15 protein-coding genes are annotated in these 19,016 nt (G+C 63.9%); 5 read left to right on the top strand and 10 right to left on the bottom strand.

The genetic code is table 11. From position 1 onward, the window contains the following. Positions 1-425 precede the first annotated feature (425 nt). Together DQG18_RS00900 and DQG18_RS00895 are read left to right on the top strand one after the other, a co-directional pair. Entirely contained in the window at positions 426-1,817 is a 1,392-nt protein-coding gene (locus DQG18_RS00900; RefSeq protein ID WP_116652344.1) for an efflux RND transporter periplasmic adaptor subunit, read from the top strand. Next, positions 1,817-4,972 carry an efflux RND transporter permease subunit gene (locus DQG18_RS00895; protein ID WP_116652343.1) on the top strand — a complete coding sequence of 1,052 codons (3,156 nt, stop codon included), beginning with the start codon at positions 1,817-1,819 and terminating at the stop codon, positions 4,970-4,972. The genes DQG18_RS00900 and DQG18_RS00895 overlap by 1 nt, the downstream gene beginning before the upstream one ends. 7 nt (positions 4,973-4,979) lie before the next feature. Here DQG18_RS00895 and DQG18_RS00890 read toward each other — a convergent pair whose 3' ends face one another. The 9 genes from DQG18_RS00890 to DQG18_RS00850 form a co-directional block, all read right to left on the bottom strand. Next, positions 4,980-5,408 carry a PACE efflux transporter gene (locus DQG18_RS00890; RefSeq protein WP_116652342.1) on the bottom strand — a complete coding sequence of 143 codons (429 nt, stop codon included), beginning with the start codon at positions 5,406-5,408 and terminating at the stop codon, positions 4,980-4,982. Positions 5,409-5,509: 101 nt separating this feature from the next. After that, positions 5,510-7,252, bottom strand: a complete 1,743-nt coding sequence (locus DQG18_RS00885; RefSeq protein WP_116652341.1) for an ABC transporter ATP-binding protein — start codon at positions 7,250-7,252, stop codon at positions 5,510-5,512. A gap of 252 nt (positions 7,253-7,504) precedes the next feature. Beyond that, positions 7,505-8,197 (bottom strand): phosphate regulon transcriptional regulator PhoB, encoded by a 693-nt coding sequence (gene phoB / locus DQG18_RS00880; RefSeq protein ID WP_198669621.1) that lies wholly within the window; start codon positions 8,195-8,197, stop codon positions 7,505-7,507. A 1-nt stretch (position 8,198) separates the two neighbouring features. After that, positions 8,199-8,900: a phosphate signaling complex protein PhoU gene (gene phoU, locus DQG18_RS00875; protein ID WP_116652340.1), complete on the bottom strand. Its 702-nt coding sequence runs from the start codon at positions 8,898-8,900 to the stop codon at positions 8,199-8,201. Positions 8,901-8,912: 12 nt separating this feature from the next. Further along, on the bottom strand, positions 8,913-9,743 hold the full coding sequence (gene pstB / locus DQG18_RS00870; protein ID WP_116652768.1) for a phosphate ABC transporter ATP-binding protein PstB: 831 nt from the start codon (positions 9,741-9,743) through the stop codon (positions 8,913-8,915). Between the two features lie 35 nt (positions 9,744-9,778). Next, complete coding sequence (gene pstA, locus DQG18_RS00865) at positions 9,779-11,143, bottom strand: phosphate ABC transporter permease PstA (protein WP_116652339.1); 1,365 nt, start codon at positions 11,141-11,143, stop codon at positions 9,779-9,781. Beyond that, positions 11,143-12,519, bottom strand: a complete 1,377-nt coding sequence (gene pstC / locus DQG18_RS00860; RefSeq protein WP_116652338.1) for a phosphate ABC transporter permease subunit PstC — start codon at positions 12,517-12,519, stop codon at positions 11,143-11,145. Before pstC ends, pstA begins: the two co-directional genes overlap by 1 nt. Before the next feature lie 61 nt (positions 12,520-12,580). Then, positions 12,581-13,594, bottom strand: coding sequence for a PstS family phosphate ABC transporter substrate-binding protein (locus DQG18_RS00855; protein ID WP_116652337.1), 1,014 nt, complete (start codon positions 13,592-13,594; stop codon positions 12,581-12,583). A 241-nt stretch (positions 13,595-13,835) separates the two neighbouring features. Continuing rightward, a complete protein-coding gene (locus DQG18_RS00850; protein ID WP_116652336.1) occupies positions 13,836-15,107 on the bottom strand; it encodes a sensor histidine kinase in 1,272 nt (423 codons plus the stop codon). Positions 15,108-15,301: 194 nt separating this feature from the next. Here DQG18_RS00850 and ppk2 point away from each other — a divergent pair, with 194 nt between their 5' ends. Beyond that, positions 15,302-16,144 (top strand): polyphosphate kinase 2, encoded by an 843-nt coding sequence (ppk2, locus tag DQG18_RS00845; protein ID WP_116652335.1) that lies wholly within the window; start codon positions 15,302-15,304, stop codon positions 16,142-16,144. Between the two features lie 35 nt (positions 16,145-16,179). Continuing rightward, entirely contained in the window at positions 16,180-17,100 is a 921-nt protein-coding gene (locus tag DQG18_RS00840) for a sugar kinase (RefSeq protein ID WP_198669635.1), read from the top strand. Between the two features lie 120 nt (positions 17,101-17,220). Here DQG18_RS00840 and DQG18_RS00835 read toward each other — a convergent pair whose 3' ends face one another. Continuing rightward, on the bottom strand, positions 17,221-17,763 hold the full coding sequence (locus DQG18_RS00835; protein WP_116652333.1) for a DUF924 family protein: 543 nt from the start codon (positions 17,761-17,763) through the stop codon (positions 17,221-17,223). A 79-nt stretch (positions 17,764-17,842) separates the two neighbouring features. Here DQG18_RS00835 and DQG18_RS00830 point away from each other — a divergent pair, with 79 nt between their 5' ends. Continuing rightward, positions 17,843-18,940: an ATP-dependent DNA helicase gene (locus tag DQG18_RS00830; protein WP_116652332.1), complete on the top strand. Its 1,098-nt coding sequence runs from the start codon at positions 17,843-17,845 to the stop codon at positions 18,938-18,940. The last annotated feature ends 76 nt before the right edge of the window (positions 18,941-19,016 follow it).

Here is a 19,016-nt window from a genome sequence, read left to right as displayed (position 1 = left end):
GCCGGAAACCATCGCGAAACCTCAACTTGCGCGGGTTTTCAAGCATGGACTCCGGCTTTCGCCGGAGAAGCAAACAGAGCGTTTGGCCGATTCCACTAGATCGCATCAGGTTTTGACGGAATCATCGAGGTTCCTGCGATTGCGGCGGGTTCGATCTGGACCCCGGGAATGAATCCCGGGGTGACAAGCGGGAATGGGGCAGGTATCGGCCAAAATTACCAATGTCATTCCGGGACTGGTTCCCGGCAATCCAGTGCGATCCATCCCCAACCGCCCCGGCAGGCCGTTTCCATCAAAACCTGAAACGATCTAAAGCTGGAACCGCTCCTGGATCAGCTTTCCAAATCCTTGCGAAAAGTTCATTTGAGCGCAGGGAAATGAGCCTGTAGCTTGCGCCAAACGCTCCAGTTCAGGGATCGCCTTCATTGGACAAGACCGGCGGGCCGGATGCGGCACACCATTCCGCATCCGGACAAAGCCCCACCTCCGTGCAGGACCGCCCGAAAAAGCGGTTCGGCATTCTTTCGGCGCTGGCCCGGTTCGCCATCGCGCTGCTGGTGGTGGGGTTCGCCCTCTATCAGGTGATGGGATGGGTCGCCAGCCGTCCCGAGGCGCCCCAGCGCATCAACCGCGAGCGGACCTTCACCGTCAACGCCGTCACCCCCGCCTATGGCACCCATGGCGCCGACATCACCACTTTCGGGCAGGTGGTCGCCGCCCGTACGCTCGATCTGCGCGCCCAGGTCCAGGGGCGGGTCATCGAGGTTTCCCCCCGCTTTGTTGCGGGCGGGGAAGTCGAGGCGGGCGAGCTTCTGGTGCGGATCGACCCCTTTTCCTATGACGCGGCGGTCCTCGAGGCACAGGCGGCGATCGCCAATGCCGAGCTTTCTCTGGCCGAGGCACGTGAGGCCAAGACCCTCGAGGAACGCAACATCACCACCGCCCGGTCATCGCTGGCCGCCGCCGAAACCGACCTGGAGCGCGCCCGGTCCCTGCTCGCCTCGGGCGCGGCGACCCAGCAGACGGTCGATACCCGCGCGCTCACCGTCGCCGAGCGCCAGCAGGCGCTCAATCAGCGCGAAGCCAACCTTTTTACCCTCGATGCGCAGATCCTGCGCCAACAGGCCGCCATCGCGCAGGCCGGCCACGAACTCGATTTGGCCGAACGCAACCGCGCCAATACCGAGATAACCGCCCCGTTCGACGCCACGGTCACCGCCAGCGCGGTGACCGAAGGGGGCTATGTCAACGCCAATGAAAATCTCGGCTCGCTCTATGAGACCGCCGCGCTCGATGTTCATTTCATGCTGTCCGACCGCCAGTTCCGGGACCTTTCAGCGACCGGGATCGTCGGCCGGGCGTTGACGGTCTCGTCCTCGGCCCGCGCCACTCCCGGCCAGTCGCGTGGCACCATCACCCGCGTTGCCGCCGAAGTCGATCCCTCGACGGGCGGCATCATGGTCTTTGCCCGGCTCGACGCCGACGGCGCCCGTCAGTTGCGGCCCGGTACCTTCGTTTCGGTCGCCGTCGAGGGCGTTGCCCATGAGCGGAGCCTTTTGATCCCCGAAACGGCGGTCTATGACGAGGACCATCTTTATGTGATCCGCGACGGCCGCATGGCGGCAGTTCGGGTGGACATCCTTGCCCGTAGCAATGACCAGTTGATCGTCCGGGCCGAGATCGCCGAGGGCGAGCGCATCATCACCTCGCGGCTCTCCCAGGCGGGCGAGGGGGTGGCCGTTGCCGTTGAAGGCGAGGAAAGCACACCGGCTGGCGGCGGCACGTTCATGCGCGGTGGACCCGGGGGCGGCGGCTGATGCGCCCTTCGCCCGAAGCCTCGCGCGGGTTGCTGGCCGGATTTGTCAGGCACCACAACGCCGCCAATCTGCTCATGGTCCTTTTCATTCTCTTCGGGGCCTGGGGGCTTGCGAACCTCAACCGGCAATTGATGCCCAATACCGAGATACGGTCGATCACCATCGGAGTGACCTGGAGCGGAGCGACCGCCGAGGACGTCGAGCGCAACGTCATGCTGCTGATCGAACCCGCCGTCCAGGGCATCGACGGCGTCATCTCCATGAACTCGTTTGCGCGCGAGGGGCGCGGGCAGATCACGCTCAATTTCGAGCGCAACGTCAATATGCAGAACGCCGAGCGGCTGGTGCAGTCCGCCGTCTCCTCGGTCGGCAACCTTCCCTCCGGGGCCAGTACGCCCACCGTCTCGGCGCGGCGTTTTTTCGACCCGGTGGCCGCGATTGCCATTTCGGGCCCCTTCCCCGAAGAAGCGCTCCGGCACTATGCCCGCGAAATCCGCGACGGCTTGCTGGCAGCCGGCGTCGACAGGGTCGATTTCACAGGCTATCGCGACCGGCAATTGCGCATCGAGGTGGACGACGCCAAGCTCCGCCAGCTCGGACTTACCCTCGCCGATCTTTCCAACGCGCTCTCCCCCAATTTCAACGATCAGCCATCGGGAACGCTGAGCGGCGATTTCGACGCCCAGATCAGGGCCGCCGCGCGCGAGCTTTCGACCCGGCAGATCGCCGAGACGGAAATCTATTCCTCCGCCACCGGGCAGGTGCTGACCTTCGGAGACGTCGCGGCCATCTCCGATGCATTCAACCCCGATACACCGCTCGGTTATATGCGCGGCGAGCCCGCGATCAAGCTCCAGGTCTCGCGCGCCGCCAATGCGGACACGGTCACCACCTATGAGGCGGTGCGGGCCTATATCGACCAGTTGCAGCCGACCCTGCCCAATTCGCTCAACGCCGTGGTGTTCGACGCCGCCGCCGAACAGGTCAACCAGCGCCTTGCGCTGCTGATCTCCAACGGGCTCATGGGCTATCTGCTCGTCCTCGTGGTTCTCTTTGTCTTTCTGGACATGCGCGTTGCCTTCTGGGTGGCCTCCGGGGTGCCGATTGCGCTTCTGGGCGGGCTGGGGGCGATGTATGCGCTGGGGCTGACCCTCGACATGATCTCGATGTTCGGGCTGATGATGATGCTGGGGATCATCGTCGACAACACCATCGTCGTGGGCGAACACACCTCGACGCTCTATGCGCGGGGCCTTTCGCGTTCCGAAGCGGCCATCAGCACCGCCACCCGCATGGCCCCGCCGGTCATCGCCATGTCGCTGACCACCATGGCCGCGTTCGCGCCGGTGTGGCTGGTGGGCGATGTGGTGGGCCAGATGATGGCCCCGCTGCCGGTGATCGTCGTTGCGGTGATGGTGGCGAGTCTGCTCGAGTGCTTTTTCATCCTGCCGGGACACCTCGCCCACTCCCTGCCGCGCCAGCGCAGGCGCCCGGGCTGGTTCCGGCGCAATTTCGATGCCGGCTTTGCTTATTTCCGCGACCGCATGTTCGGGACCGTTGCCCACTGGTCCTATTCCTGGCGCTACCTGACCGCCGCCATCGCGCTGGCCATCACCATCAGCGCGCTGGGGCTCTTGATGTCCAACCAGTTGCGGTTCGACTTCTTCCCCACGACCGAGGCGGAAAGCTTCAACGTCTCCGCCCAGTTCCAGGCCGGCATCCCGCAAAACGAGATGGCCGCCGTCATCCAGGAGATCGAGGACGCGGTGTCCGAGGTCGAGCACAGTCTTACCCCCGATGGCGAGGACCTGATCGTCACGACCTATGCCAGCCTCGACCTCGAGGAAGGGCGCGCCAATTTCAACGTCTATCTCACCCCGTCCGAAGAGCGTTCCGTGCGCACGCCCGTCATCACTCAGGCGTTGCGCGACAACCTCCCTGCGGTGGCGGGCGTCGAAAGCATCGGCATCCGCGAATCCCGGGGCGGACCACAGGGTCAGGCCATCGACATCCGCTTCGTGGGCCGCGACGCGGCGACCCTCAAGCGCGCCTCGGAAACCCTCCAGGACGTCCTTGAGGGCTTCCCGGAGGTCAATTCGGCCATGGACACGCTATTTTACGGCAGTCCCGAGCTGATCATGACGCTGAACGCGCGCGGCACGGGGCTGGGGTTCGACCTCGTAACGCTGGGCACGCAAGTGCGCGATGCCTTCCAGGGCCGCACCGCAGGCACTATCGCCGCCCACGAGGAAGAAATCACCGTAAGGCTGATCAGGACCACGGAGGCGACCGGCTCGGCGGCGCTGCGTGAGATGTGGGTGCGCGCGCCCGGCGGGGCCTATGTGCCGCTCGATTCGATCGTCGAGTTTTCCGAGCGGCAGGGTTTTGCCTTCATCGCCCGCGAGAACGGCCGGACGGCGGTATCGGTGCGGGCCGATGTCTCCGAGGGCGCCGACGCGGGCGAAATCCTTGCCCGGCTCGAAGCCGACTACCTGCCCCGGATTGCCGCCGATTACGGCATTTCCTACGAGTTTGGGGGCAGGCAGGCCGAACAGAACGCGGCGTTCGCCGATCTCGCGATCGGGGCGGTTTTCGCGTTGGCGGTGATGTATGTGATCGTTTCCTGGGTGTTCGCCTCGTGGTTCGCCCCGATCGCGGTTATGATCATCATCCCGTTCGGCATCGCGGGAGCGATCTGGGGCCACTATCTTCTGGGTCATAGCCTGACGGTCGTTTCGATGATGGGCATGCTCGGGCTGGGCGGAATCCTTATCAACGCCTCGATCGTCATGATCGCGCGCATGAACGAAAGGTTGGCGGAGGGCGAGGGGCTGCGCGAAGCCGCCGTGGGTGCGTCCCGCGACCGGCTGCGGGCCGTGATCCTCACATCGCTCACAACAATTGGCGGGCTTCTCCCGCTGATCTTTGAAAAGAGCCTTGTCGCCCAGTTCCTGATCCCCATGGCGCTGACCATCGTCTCGGGCCTGTCGGTGGCAACGCTTCTGGTGCTATTCCTCGTCCCCGCCATTCTCGGGATCGGCGCCGACATCGCCGCCTTCCTGCGCTGGCTGTTCCTGACGCCCAATGCTCCCACGTTCCGCGAGATGATCGCCGGACAGCATCATCGGAACCAGCCTCGGGCGCCCGCGCAATAGAACGGCGCTACCGTGTCTTGTGCCACTCGGGGAGCGGGAACAGGCGGTCGTAGGCCAGGTTGAAGACATAGGCATAGACCAGATAGAAAAGGGCGAACGCGGCGTCCATCACCAGGGCTTCGAGAAGCGAAATCTGGAGATACCAGGCGATGAACGGCAGGAGGACGATCAAAAGTCCCAGCTCGAACAGCGCGGCGTGAACGATCCGCATGCGGCGCGATTTGAGGGTCGTGCCGGTCATGCGCTTGTGGGCGTGGTCGAAGATCAGGTTGTAAAGATAGTTCCAGCCCGTCGCCAGTGTGGCGCCCACGATACCGATCACGCCGATGTCGCCCATGGGCTTGGAAAAGAACAGCGCCCCGAGCGGGATGACGAGAAAAAGCCCGATGATCTCAAAGCTCAGAGCGTGGCGGATACGGTCCCAGACGCTACGCATGAGGTTTAACCCTTTCAACCGGGCCGTCCCGAAATGCTTCCCATGATGGGGGTGAGGCCGTCCTCACGCCGGCCCCTATCTAGGACGGGTGGCGTCCGGTTTCAAGCCGGCTCGCCTGCCACCAGATCGTCGGTGGTGAACTGGATGGCGTGCAGCCTTGCGTAAAGCCCGCCGCGCGCGACCAGCGCCTTGTGGGTGCCCTCCTCAACGATACCTTGGGCCGTGACGACGAGGATGCGGTCGGCGTTGCGGATGGTCGCTAGCCGGTGCGCGATGACGAGCGTCGTGCGCCCCTCGGCGAGCTTTGCGAGCGCCGCCTGGATTTCCCGCTCGGTCTCCATGTCCAGCGCCGAGGTCGCCTCATCGAGAATGAGGATGGGCGGGTTTTTCAGGAACACCCTTGCGATCGCCAGCCGCTGCCTTTGCCCGCCGGACAGTTTCGCCCCGCGTTCGCCCACCAGCGTATCGAGCCCGTCGGGCAGGCTTTCGATCACCCGATCGAACTGCGCCTTGCGCGCCGCCTCCATGATCTCGGCATCGCTCGCCCCGGGCCGGCCATAGGCGATGTTGTCGCGAATGGTTGTACCGAAGACAAACGCGTCCTGCTGCACGATACCGATCTGACTGCGGAGCGAAGCAAGGGTCATGTCGCGGATATCGGTGCCGTCGATGGAGATGGCGCCACGATCGATTTCGTAAAAGCGCGGCAGCAGCGAACAGATCGTCGTCTTGCCCGCCCCCGAGGGCCCGACCAGGGCGACCGTCTGCCCCGCCCCGATCCGCAGGTTCAGCCTGCTCAAAACCGGACGGTCCTGCTGATAGGCGAAATCGACATCTTCAAAGACGATATCGCCGCGCAAATGCGTAACCGCGACCGCGCCGGGCCGGTCGACGATGTCGGGTTTGGTGTCGATCAGCTTGCAGAAGCGCTTGAACCCGGCGATGCCCTTGGGATAGCTCTCGATCACCGAGATGATCTTGTCGATGGGCCGGAACAGCACGTTGACCAGCAGCAGGAAGCCCACGAAGGCGCCATAGCTCATCTCCCCGAACATCACGAGCGCGGTGCCCGCCAGCATCACCAGAAGCTGCACGAGGCTCTTGGAGAGATACGAAATCGAGATCGACGCCGTCATGATCTTGTAGGCGTGGAGCTTGGTGGTCCGGTAATTCTGGTTGTCGCCTTCGAAAAGCTTGCGCTCGTGGTCCTCATTGGCAAAGGCCCTGACCGCCCGCACCCCGCCGATGCTTTCCTCGATGCGGGTATTGAAATCGCCCACACGGCGGTAGATGGCGCGCCAGGTCTGCGTCATCTCCGCCCCGTATTTCCAGACGATGAACATGGCAACCGGCACGACGAACAGGGTTAGCGCGGCAAGTTTCAAATTCATCAGCGCCATGATGACGAAGGCCCCGATGAAGGTCATGATGGCGATGAACACGTCCTCGGGCCCGTGATGGGCGATCTCACCGACCTCCTCGAGATCCTTGGTGACGTGGGTGATGAGGTGCCCGGTCTGGTTGTCGTCGAAATAGCGGAAGGAGAGCTTTTGCAGGTGGTCGAAGGCCTGCCGCCGCATGTCGGTCTCGATCCCGATCCCCAGCGCGTGCCCCCAATAATTGACGATCGAGAGCAGGACGGCGTTGAGGATGTAGACGAGCAGCAGGATACCCGCCGCGCTAAGGATCAGCGTCCAGTTCTCGCTGGGCAGCAGCCGGTCGACGTAAAGCTGGACGACCACGGGAAAGCCGAGTTCGAGCAGCCCCGCGACGACGGCGCAGCCGAAATCGAGAAGAAACAGCCCCTTGTAGGGCGCATAATAGGAAAAGAAACGGCGGAGCATGGCGGGGGCAACTATGGTTGGCCCTTCCCCTAGCCGTTTAAAACTAACCGATCAAGTCAAGTTTTGGGGTTCGGCCCGTCAGCCCGGATGGTTTGATCGAAATGATCGGCTTGTCTCCGTCGCTATCCCGGGCTCGACCCGGGATCCACAGCGAACCATCCAACATGGTCAAAATTTGCAGCATGGGCCCCGGCTTTCGCCGGGGCAGCGAAGGTGCTTGAAGCCGGGCAACGACGGAAGGGAAAGAATGGATCAGGCGAACTTCTCGTCAAACGCGTAGCCCGCCCCGCGCACGGTGCGGATGGGGTCTTTGGCGCGGCCGCGGTTTATGGCCTTGCGCAAACGCCCCACATGGACGTCTACCGTGCGTTCATCGACATAGACATCGGTGCCCCACACCCCGTCGAGCAGTTGCTCGCGCGAATAGACCCGGCCCGGATTGCCCATCAGGTATTCGAGCAGCCGGTATTCGGTGGGCCCGAGGTGGATTTCCTTGCCCGCCCGCCGTACGCGATGGGTCGTGCGGTCGAGTTCGATGTCCCCGGCCTTCAAAATCGCGGCGATCAGTTGCGGGTTGGAGCGGCGCAGCAGCGCGTTGACCCGGGCCAGCAGCTCGGGGATCGAGAAGGGCTTGACCATATAGTCGTCCGCACCCGTGGCGAGCCCGCGCACCCGCTCCTCCTCCTCGCCCCGCGCCGTCACCATGATGATGGGGACGGTCGCGGTTTCGGGCCGCGCGCGCAACCGGCGGCAGATCTCGATGCCCGATGCGCCCGGCAGCATCCAGTCAAGCAGGATGATGTCCGGCTTGCGTTCGGCTATGCGCAGCATCGCTTCCTCGGCGTCCTGGGCGGCGGCGACCCCGAACCCCTCGGCCTCGAGGTTATAGCGCAGCAATTCGACGAGATCGGCTTCGTCTTCGACGACAAGAACCTGCGGGATCATGTCAGGGTACCAGTTTCTCGCGCCGCAGGTCCTCGATGTCGGAGACCAGCGACTTGCCGGTGGCAAGGAAATAGGCTTGCTCGGCGATGTTGGTCGCATGATCGCCCACGCGTTCGAGATTTTTGCCGCAGAACAGCAGATGGGTGCACATGGTGATGTTGCGCGGGTCTTCCATCATGTAGGTCAAAAGCTCGCGGAACAGCGAGACATAGAGCGCATCGACATCGGTGTCGCGTTCGAACACCTCGACGGCCATGTCCTTGTCCTTGGCCGCGAACGCATCGATGGCGAGCTTGACCTGGCGCTGGGCGAGTTCGCCCATGTGCCGCATCCCGTTCTTGAACTGGACCGACATGGTCAGCCCCTCAAACTGGGTGGAGCGCCTTGCCGTCGACTTGGCCATGTCGCCGATGCGCTCGAGATCGTTGGCCACGTGGATCGAGGCGATGACCAGCCGCAGGTCGGTGGCGACCGGCTGACGGCGCGCGATAATCGACACCGCCTGTTCATCGATCAGGTGCTGCATGGCATCGATCTTCTTGTCGGCGGCGACCGTCGCCATGGCCAGTTCATTGTCGGCTCGCACCAACGCCTCGACCGCGTTGTTGAGCGCCTTTTCGACCAGCCCGCCCATCTCGGTGATCGCGCGGGCCAATTCGGTCAACTCGTCGTTATAGGCCGTAACGATATGTCCACTGTTCATCGCCGCTTCTCCTTAACCGATACGGCCGGTGATATAATCCTGGGTGCGCTTTTCGCGCGGATTGGTGAAGATCTCTTCGGTCGGCCCCTCTTCGATGAGCTTGCCCAGGTGGAAGAACGCGGTCTTTTGGGAGACGCGCGCCGCCTGCTGCATCGAGTGGGTGACGATGATGATGGTGTAGTTCTCGCGCAACTCGTCGATGAGTTCCTCGATGACGGCAGTGGCGATGGGATCGAGCGCCGAGCACGGCTCGTCCATCAGGATCACCTCCGGGCCCACCGCGATGGCGCGCGCGATGCACAGGCGCTGCTGCTGGCCGCCGGACAGGCCGGTGCCCGGCTGGTGCAGCCGGTCCTTGACCTCCTCGAACAGCCCCGCCTTCTTGAGCGAGGATTCGACGATCTCCTCAAGGTCGGCCTTGTTGCCGGCCAGCCCGTGGATGCGGGGGCCATAGGCGACGTTCTCGAAGATCGATTTGGGGAACGGGTTGGGCTTTTGAAAGACCATGCCGATCCGGGCGCGCAACTCGACCACGTCGAGGCGCGGGTCGTAAAGGTTTTCCCCATCGAGCGTGATATCCCCGCTCACCCGGCAGCCCTCTATGGTGTCGTTCATGCGGTTGATACAGCGCAGGAAGGTGGATTTCCCGCACCCCGAGGGGCCGATAAAGGCCGATACGGACTTTTCGGGAATATCGATGGAAACATCGAACAGCGCCTGCTTGTCACCGTAGAAAACGCTGACATCGTCGGTCCTGAGCCGGGCCGGATTGGCGGCGGGGTCTATGGTGCGCACCGTTTCTTTGACGGGCTCGGCCGGGACGGCGGTGGGGCTGGCGGACATGGCGAAAGGCGCTCCTGCGCTGAACGTGTCGGTGGTCATTTGCGGCGCTCCAGACGCTGCCGCAGGATAACGGCGATCGCGTTGAGCGTGATCATCAGGCCCAGCAGTACCATGATGGCTGCCGAGGTGCGCGCCTCGAAGAAATTGCGGTTCTCATTGCCCTGCCAGAGATAGATCTGCACCGGTAGCGCGCTCGACTGGTCGAAGGGCGTCGCGGGAATGGCTGCAACGAAGGCATTCATCCCGATCAACAGCAGCGGGGCGGTTTCGCCCAGCGCCTGGGCGACCCCGATGATGGTGGCCGTCAGGATTCCCGGGAAGGTGATGGGTAGGACATGGTGGAAGACCATCTGGGTTTTCGAGGCCCCCAGCCCCAGCGCGGCCTGCCGCAGCGATGGCGGCACGGCGCGCAGCGAGGAGCGCGTGGCGATGATGATGGTGGGCAGCGTCATCAGCGTCAGCACGAGCCCGCCCACGATGGGCGCCGAAAGCGGCAGCCCGAAATAGCGGATGAAGACGGCAGCGCCCAGAAGCCCGAAAACGATCGAGGGCACGGCGGCGAGGTTGTTGATATTGACCTCGATGAGATCGGTCAGCCGGTTTTTGGGCGCGAATTCTTCCAGATAAATGGCGCTCGCCACCCCGATGGGCACGGCGAGCACGATCACCACCAGCATCATGTAGAGCGAGCCGACAAAGGCGCCTGCAAGACCGGCGGCGGCAGGGGCGGCGCGGGAATCGACATTGGTGAAGATGTGCCAGGCGAAGCGGAACTCGATGGTGCCGTTTTCGAGCATCATGTCGGCAAGCTGGCGGGTGGAGGCGGCCAGTTGCTGGCGCGCATCGGGCAGGTTGCGGTCGATCGTGCCCTTGAGCCAGTTGTCGGTGTTGGCCGAAGCCAGCATATCGACGCTGACCCGCTGGCCGAGAAGGTTTGGGTTGGCAACGAACATGTCGCGCAACCGGTGCCGCTCACCGGCATCGATCAGCGCCAGCGCTTCACGGCTGCCGATTTCAAAGCCTTGCGGCGCGGCATTAACGACGGCATTCTCGACGATCCGGTTCCAGTTGGCCATGGTCACGGCGCGCTGCCAGCCCAGATGGGCGGCGCGATAATCGGCGTCCGACTGACCGGCCCCGCGCACGGGGGCGGGATCGAACGAAAGGATTTCGGGGTCGAAATAGACCTCGAGCGTCGCATTGGCCTGGGTGAAGGCGGGGTAGCCCTTGGAGATCACCATCCAGAACAGGGTGCCCACAAGGCCGAGCGCGATCAGGATCGCCCCGATCCCGAAGCCCCGGAAGAGCTTTTCGGTCAGGTGACGCCGCCCCAGCCCCTTTCGGATAGTCTCGCGGCGGGCCCGCGCGGCGGCATCGGTTGATGTGGTGGTATCGGCCATTATTCGTACTGCTCCCGGAAGCGCCGGACGATCATCAGCGCAACGACATTGAGCACCAGCGTCATTGCGAAAAGCGTAAGCCCGAGCGCGAAGGCGACCAGCGATTGCGGCCCGGCAAAATCGCTGTCGCCCGTGAGCTGGTTGACAATGGTGACGGTGACCGTCGAGATCGGTTCGGCGGGGTTGGCGCGCAGAATGGGCGAGTTGCCCGCCGCCATCACGACGATCATGGTTTCCCCAATGGCGCGCGAGATGGCGAGAAGGGTTGCGCCGACGATGCCGGGCAGGGCTGCGGGCAGCAGCACCCGGCGGATGGTTTCGTTCTGGGTTGCGCCAAGCCCGAGCGAGCCGTCCCGCATCGCCTGGGGTACCTGACGCAGAATGTCGTCGCTGAGCGAGGAAATGAAGGGGATGATCATGATCCCCATCACCAGTCCGGCGGTGAGCGCGCTGGTAGCGCGGATCTCGACCCCGATCGCCTGCCCCAAGGCGGCAAGGGCCGGGCCCATCGTCACCAGCGCGAAAAAGCCGTAGACGATGGTGGGGATGCCCGCCAGCACCTCGATCACCGGCTTGATGGTGTTGCGCATGCGCGGGGAGGCGTATTGGGACAGATAGATGGCCGTCATCAGCCCCACCGGCACCGCGACCAGCATCGCGATCCCTGCGACCATGATCGTGCCCCAGAGCAGGGGCAGGAGGCCGTACTGGCCCTGGGCGTCCGAGCCGGTCGAGGAAAAGCGCGGGTTCCAGACGGTGCCGAAGAAAAAGTCGAGCGGGTTGACGAAGGTGAAGAAACGGATGGCTTCGGTCAGGAGCGAGGCCACGATCCCGAAGGTGGTGAGCACCGCAACGGCGGAACAGGCAAGCAGCAGCCACCCGATGGCGCGCTCGACCGCGTTGCGGGCACGAAGCGCCGGGGTGATGCGCTTGCGGGCGTAAAGCAGGGCAAGGATGCCCAGACCGGCAGCGGCCCCCACGACCAGCAGGAGTGTCAGGAAGTGGAATTGCGCGTAGGTTTCGCCCGCCGCCGTTTCCCAGGGCGCGACCTCTCCGGCAACCCCGAAGCCCGAGGCGATGGCCTGGATGCGCGCGATGGCGATATTGAGCTGAGAGCCTTCGAGCGCGACGATGTCGGCGGGAAGCTGAGACACGATGAAGGCGCGCGAGACGCCGGGGCCGAACATGACCCAAAGCGCCAGAACGAGAATGGCGGGCACCAGAACCCAGAGCGCGACGAGCGCGCCGTGATATTGCGGGCGCGAGTGAAGCCTTGCGCCGTCGGCGGCAAGCAGCGCCCTGCTGCGCGAGAAGCCCTGCGTGTAGCCCAGTCCCATCAGAACCAGAAGGACGGCGGCGATCAGCATTGGGGTCATCGGGCGTCTCTTTGCCTGGTGGAAACGCGCGCGGCCGGCAGGGGCCGCGCGCGACGTTTTATCAGAGGCTTTCGCCGGCCTCGAAGGCGGCGAGGACCGCTGCGGTTTCTTCAGCCGGGGCCGGGATCAGGCCGGCGCCTTCGAGCGTGCCGCCCATACCGGCCATCTGGTCGGAGAGGAAGAACGCGACATACTCTTCAATGCCGGGAACCGCGCCGATGTGCTGGCCCTTGACGTAGAAGAACAGTGGGCGCGAAACGGGGTACTCGCCCGAAGCGATGCTCTCGAGCGAAGGCGTGATGCCCGAAACGGTCGCAACCTTGAGGGTGTCGCGGTTCTGATCGTAGAAGGACAGGCCAAAGACACCGACCGTGTCGGGGTTGGACTGGAGGCGGGCGAGGGTTTCGGTGTAGTCGCCGGCGATCTCGATCACGACGTCCTGGCGGAAACTGGTTTCGGCGCCTTCGGGAGCATCGGGCCAGGCGGCGGCTTCAAAGCCGGCCGAGGTGACGCGCTCCTCGAACACTTCGCGCGTGCCGTGGTTGCCGGCGGGGATGGCCAGCGAGATCGGCTGGTCGGGCAGCGAAGCGTCGATTTCGTTCCAGTTGGTGTAGGGATTGTCGACCCATTCGCCATCGACATAAACCTGGGCGGCGATGGCGGTGTAGACATGGACCGGCTCGAGCGCGAAATCACCCTTGTCGGCGGAAACGGCAAACACGATCCCGTCATAGCCGAACTGGACTTCGCGGATGTCGGTCACGCCAGCGGCGTTACAGGCTTCGACCTCGGCCGGACGGATGGGCCGCGACGCGTTGGCGATATCGATGGTGGCTTCACCAACGCCCTCGCAGAACTGGCGCAGACCGCCCGAGGAACCGCCCGAACCCACGACAGGGGTGTTGAATTCGGGGAACGCGGCGGAGAATTCCTCGGCCACGATCGAGGCGAATGGCAGGACGGTGGACGACCCGGCGATCTGGATGGTGTCGCGGCTCTGTGCGCTCGCGGCGCCGGTGCCGAACGTGGCGACCATGGCAAGCGCTGTGGCGCTGGCGTAAAGTGCGGTTTTCATGAATCTGGTCTTCCTTGGTGTCAGGAGCGTTGGGGCTCGGCCCCGGGGTGATGGTCCACCACCGGGGCGGCTCCATCGCGAACGAGCGCAACCTAAAACCCGCTGCTAACGCTTCTATGACACAGGCGTGACAGTTCAATGACGGTATATACCATTGAAATATAAGGCGAAACCTGAGCAGGGCCTGTGGGCAGCGTTGACGCCGGGTCCCATCTGTAACAATGAGTAAAGACCCAAAGCCTCAGCCCGGCAACAGGATTTCCACCCGCGTGCCCTCGCCGGGGCGCGAGCGGATCGAAAGCTCGCCATGGTGGCGCGAGATGATGTGCTTAACGATGGCAAGCCCCAGCCCGGTGCCCTTCTTGCCGCGCGTCGTCTCGCTGTCGACGCGGTAGAACCGCTCGGTCAGGCGCGGCACGTGCTCCTCTGGCACCCCCGGTCCGAAATCGGTCACCGTGATCGCATGATGGGTGCCCGAGCGCGACGCGCCCGCAACCAGCGCGATCTCGATCCTGCCGGCCGACCCGCCATATTTGATGGCGTTGTCGGCGAGATTTTCGAGCACCTCGAACAGTTCCTGGCGCTCGCCCCTGACCATGACGGGGCCGGCGGGCAGGTCGAGTTCGAGCGTGACGTCGTTCTTCTTGAGCCGGGCCTCGAGCGATTCCGCGACCTCGCGGACCAGAAGGGTCAGGTTGACCTCGCCGGTCGGCTTGACGTGCTGGCGCAACTCGATGCGCGAGAGCGAAAGCAGGTCGTCGATCAGCGCCGACATGCGTTCGGCCTGCCCGCGCATGATGTTGAGGAACCGGGCCCGCGCCTTTTCGTCGTTGGCCGCCGGGCCCTGCAGCGTATCGATGAACCCCATGAGCGAGGTCAGCGGCGTGCGCAGTTCGTGGCTCGCATTGGCGATGAAATCGCCCCGCATCCGGTCGGTGCGCTTCTGCTCGGTGAAATCGTAAAGCGAGATCACCATGAAGCCCGCTCCCTCATCGCCCTGGGGGCGGTAGGGCACGACGGCGGCGCGATACCAGACCTCGACGGGGCTGGTGATATGAAGCTCGGCGCGCTGGGCCGTGCGGGTTTCCCCGGCCTTGCCCACCGCCTCGACCAGTTCGGGATTGCGCAGGGTAAAGGCCAGCGGGTCGCCGATCCTTGCGCGCGGGAAATGGCTGGCGGCGGCAGGATTGGCATAGACGAGCACCGCCCGTTCATCGACCACGATGCACGGTTCGGCAAGCGTGTCGGCAAACCGCGTGACATTGGCATCGAGCGCGGCTTTGCTGTCCGTTTCCCCGTTGTCGTCCCGGGGCTGCCTGCCAAGGCGTGCCGCAATCGCGGTCACGATGCCGAGCCCGAAAATCGAGCCGAGTCCGTCAATGGGAGAAAGCCGTCCAAACGCCATCAGAGCACCCAGAATCACGACGCCGGCCACCCAGGCCATGAACGCCGGATGCGCCGGTAGTCTCACGCCGCGCCGCGGCAGGGAAAATCTCGCCGGGTCGGTCTTCATGCGCGATGAAGCATCCAGCTTGGCAATGACATATCGGGCATCCGTGACAACTCGATGATGACGCCAAAGGGCTTACCAGCTTGGCGCGGAACGCGTAAACAGGCAACAAAGCGTATAGAGTCTTTGATTTATCGCGTTTCCGAACCGAATAAGTGGTGGCCACTTATTCTGGAAACGCTCTAAAGGGAAGCGCCATGTCCGAAGCCTTCGATCTCGAAAACCCCCAATTGCCCGATGCGATAAGGAAAAGGGCGCTGGCGAGCGGCGGCTACCCCCACGAGGAAAAGCTCGGGGACAAGGCTTACAAAAAGCGCCTGCGCGCGCTCCAGATCGAACTGGTCAAGCTCCAGGCCCATCTGCTCGATACCGGCCAGCGCGTCCTGGCGCTATTCGAGGGTCGGGATTCGGCGGGCAAGGGCGGCACGATCAAGCGGTTCCTCGAAAACCTCAATCCCCGCAACGCGCGCACCGTGGCGCTGGCCAAGCCATCCGATCGCGAACTGACCCAATGGTATTTCCAGCGCTATGCCCGGCATTTGCCCGCCGGGGGCGAGATCATCCTGTTCGACCGTTCCTGGTACAATCGCGCCGTGGTCGAGCCGGTGATGGGGTTCTGCACCCCCGAGCAGACCCGGTCCTTCCTGCGCGAGGCGCCCCAGTTCGAGCGCATGATCGCCGAGGAAGGCATCCACGTCTTCAAGTTCTGGCTCGAGATCGGGCGCGAAATGCAATTGAAGCGCTTCCACGACCGGCGGCACGACCCGGTCAAGGTCTGGAAGCTTTCCCCGGTCGATCTGAGGGCTCTCGATCTGTGGGATGAATATACCGAGGCGCGCAACGCCATGTTCGCGGCGACCGATACCCCCGATACGCCATGGACCGTCATCCGCGCCAACGATAAGAAGCGCGCCCGGCTGGCCGCCATCCAGTCGGTGCTCTGGCCGATCGAATACAAGGACAAGGATTTTTCGGCCATCGGCGAGATCGACGACACGATCGTGCTCTCCCCCGAGGGCTTTCTTGCAGGGCAGCGATAGGATAAGCACCGCCGGGATTGGCCAGAGGAGAGCGCATAATGGGCAGGATCGTTTCCATCGGGGAAGCCATGATCGAGATGAGCGGGGGGGGCGAGGGCACCTACCGCATGGGCTTTGCCGGAGATACGCTCAACTCCGCCTATTACCTCAGGGCGCGGCTCGGCGCGGACTGGACGGTCGATTACTTCACCGCGCTCGGCGGCGATCTCTATTCGGGGCAGATGCGGGCCCATATCAAAGACCTGGGCATCGGCACCGGCCATATACGCGAAATCGCGGGCAGGCGCCCCGGGCTCTACATGATCCATCAGGCCGAGGGCGACCGCCATTTCACCTATTGGCGCGACACGTCGGCGGCAAAGCTTCTGGCCGACGATGAAGCTGCGCTCGATGCCGCGCTCGAGGGTGCCGATGTCGTCTATTTTTCCGGCATCACCCTTGCCATCCTCGCCCCCGAGGCGCGCACGCGGCTGCTCGATGCCATGGGCCGGCGCCGCAAGGCGGGCGCGAAGGTCTGTTTCGACCCCAACATCCGCCCCGTGCTCTGGGACGGCAAGGACGCGGTGATCGAGGCGCTGACAAGGGCGGCGGCGGTATCGACGATCGTCCTGCCCACCCACGAGGACGAGGTGCCCTATTTCGGCGACCCCGACGATCAGGCGACCGCCGAACGCTACCGCGCGGCGGGCGCCGATGAGGTGGTGGTCAAGAACGGAGGCGACCCCGCCCTGATCGTCACTGCGGGAGGGCAATGGCGCGTGCCGGCGCAGGAGGCGGAAAAGATCGTCGACGCCACCGGCGCAGGCGACAGCTTCAACGGCGGTTACCTCGCCGCGCGCCTTACGGGGGCAGATCCCGAAACGGCGGCGCAGGCGGGGCACGCGACCGCCGCCATCGTCATCGGGCATCACGGGGCGATCGTGCCGAAGGAAAAGCTGGGGTCGCTCCACAGCTAGGCTCCGATCCCGCCGCGCTGTTCATTATTTCCCTTCCGTCATTGCCCGGCCTGTCCGGGCAATCCAGCCCTTGGGGCACTGGATCACCCGGATAAACCGGGTGACGACGGGAAAGGCGCTCTAATACGCCTTGTCGCCCCGCCCGGCGATATAGGCGATCTCCTCGGGGGTCGAGTCCCGTCCCAGCGCCTTGTTGCGCAAGGGGAAGCGGCCGAATTTTTCGATGATTTCGTGGTGCTCGATGGCGTATGGGAGGTAGTCGTCATCGCCCAACCCCTTGAAAAGCCGTACGGATTCTTCCTGAATGACAAGGGATTCCGCGTGTTGGAAGGGCATATACAAGAACAGTCTTCCGTGCAGCTCCAGTTCCTTGTCGCACCCTTGGGCGATCGCTTCCTGGGCCAAGGCCAGCGCCATCGTGTCTGACGCGAAGGCGCGTGGATCGCCCCGGAACAACTGCCGCGAAAGCTGGTCGAGCAGGATGATCTCCGCCAGCCGGCCCCCGGCCGTTTTCCGCCATTCCCAAAGTTCGCACCGTGCCGCCCTGGCGTGAGTCGCCGAAAGCCGAGCGGCGCATTTCTCGTCGAACTCCGGGTCGCCCGAATACCAGTCTTCCGGTCCGTGCTCGGCAAACCAGAAATCGAGAACATCCTTTGGCTGCATCGAGTATTTCCTGTTTTGTTCACATGCCCGCGACGATACTGTCGGACCGAGATTGATTCCCTTGGAGTGTGGCCCGAAAATGGTCGTGTGGTCCAGCCAGCAGGACGAAGCGCTCAAAACCGTAGCCGCGTGGCTCAAGGACCCCGATGGCGCGCAGGTCTTTCGCCTGTTCGGCTGGGCGGGCACGGGCAAATCGACCCTGGCGCGGCATCTGGCCAGGGACGTCAAGACGGTCAAATACGCCGCCTTCACCGGCAAGGCGGCACTGGTCATGCGCAAGCGCGGCTGCCGGGGCGCCTCGACCATCCATTCGCTGATCTACACGCGTATATCGGAAAAGGAGGGCGAACCGCGCTTCGTGCTCGACCCCGAATCGGCGGCCGCCGACGCCGATCTCATCGTCATCGACGAGGTCTCGATGGTCGATGAGGTTCTGGGCACCGACCTTTTGAGCTTCGGCACGAAAGTGCTGGTGCTCGGCGATCCTTTCCAGTTGCCGCCCGTGCAGGGCGAGGGGTTCTTTACCGCCCGGGAGCCCGACATCATGCTCACCGAAATCCACCGGCAGGCCCGCGACAATCCCTTGGTGCGCCTCTCGCTCGATATCCGCGAAGGCAGGGGGCTCGATTACGGCACCTATGGTCAGAGCAAGGTGGTCCGGCGCACGGAGGTCGACCAGGCGCAAGTGCTCACCGCAGATCAGGTGCTGGTGGGGCGCAACAAGACGCGCCTTCACTACAACAACCGCATCCGCGAGCTCAGGAACCTGCCCGCCGAAATCCCGGTCAAGGGCGACCGGCTGGTGTGCCTGCGCAACAACCCGCAAAAACGCCTGCTCAACGGCCAGATCTGGACCGTCGCCGAGATTAAAAAGCGCGCCGGGGGCACACTGGAGATGACGCTGGACCCCGAGGAGTCCGACCGCACCGCCATCCAGACCAAGGTGCGCACCCACGAGGCGTTCTTTACCGGTGACGATGCGGAGATGAGCTGGCAACTTCGCCGCCAGTACGACGAATTCACCTATGGCTACTGCCTCACCGTCCACAAGGCGCAAGGCAGTCAGTGGGACAATGTCTATCTTTTCGACGAGAGCTTCGTCTTTCGCGAGGAAGCCGCACGCTGGCTCTATACCGGCATCACACGCGCCGCCGAACAGATCACCGTGGTGCGGTAAAGCACGACCCGTTGTCCAGCCCGGCTGCAATTGCATTGAATGCCGGCATCTGGTCAAAGATAACAATGCCTGGAAA

Origin of the sequence: Pelagibacterium sediminicola (genome assembly GCF_003390885.1) — a bacterium.
In the GTDB taxonomy this organism is placed as follows: domain Bacteria; phylum Pseudomonadota; class Alphaproteobacteria; order Rhizobiales; family Devosiaceae; genus Pelagibacterium; species Pelagibacterium sediminicola.
This window is presented reverse-complemented; position numbering and strand designations above follow the sequence as displayed.

Excerpts from the sequence above, each read along its gene's own strand:
- DQG18_RS00895 (WP_116652343.1), top strand. The coding sequence starts at position 1,817 with ATGCGCCCTTCGCCCGAAGCCTCGCGCGGGTTGCTGGCCGGATTTGTC.
- DQG18_RS00890 (WP_116652342.1), bottom strand. The coding sequence starts at position 5,408 with ATGCGTAGCGTCTGGGACCGTATCCGCCACGCTCTGAGCTTTGAGATC.
- DQG18_RS00885 (WP_116652341.1), bottom strand. The coding sequence starts at position 7,252 with ATGCTCCGCCGTTTCTTTTCCTATTATGCGCCCTACAAGGGGCTGTTT.
- phoB (WP_198669621.1), bottom strand. The coding sequence starts at position 8,197 with ATGATCCCGCAGGTTCTTGTCGTCGAAGACGAAGCCGATCTCGTCGAA.
- phoU (WP_116652340.1), bottom strand. The coding sequence starts at position 8,900 with ATGAACAGTGGACATATCGTTACGGCCTATAACGACGAGTTGACCGAA.
- pstB (WP_116652768.1), bottom strand. The coding sequence starts at position 9,743 with ATGTCCGCCAGCCCCACCGCCGTCCCGGCCGAGCCCGTCAAAGAAACG.
- pstA (WP_116652339.1), bottom strand. The coding sequence starts at position 11,143 with ATGGCCGATACCACCACATCAACCGATGCCGCCGCGCGGGCCCGCCGC.
- pstC (WP_116652338.1), bottom strand. The coding sequence starts at position 12,519 with ATGACCCCAATGCTGATCGCCGCCGTCCTTCTGGTTCTGATGGGACTG.
- DQG18_RS00855 (WP_116652337.1), bottom strand. The coding sequence starts at position 13,594 with ATGAAAACCGCACTTTACGCCAGCGCCACAGCGCTTGCCATGGTCGCC.
- DQG18_RS00850 (WP_116652336.1), bottom strand. The coding sequence starts at position 15,107 with ATGAAGACCGACCCGGCGAGATTTTCCCTGCCGCGGCGCGGCGTGAGA.
- ppk2 (WP_116652335.1), top strand. The coding sequence starts at position 15,302 with ATGTCCGAAGCCTTCGATCTCGAAAACCCCCAATTGCCCGATGCGATA.
- DQG18_RS00835 (WP_116652333.1), bottom strand. The coding sequence starts at position 17,763 with ATGCAGCCAAAGGATGTTCTCGATTTCTGGTTTGCCGAGCACGGACCG.
- DQG18_RS00830 (WP_116652332.1), top strand. The coding sequence starts at position 17,843 with ATGGTCGTGTGGTCCAGCCAGCAGGACGAAGCGCTCAAAACCGTAGCC.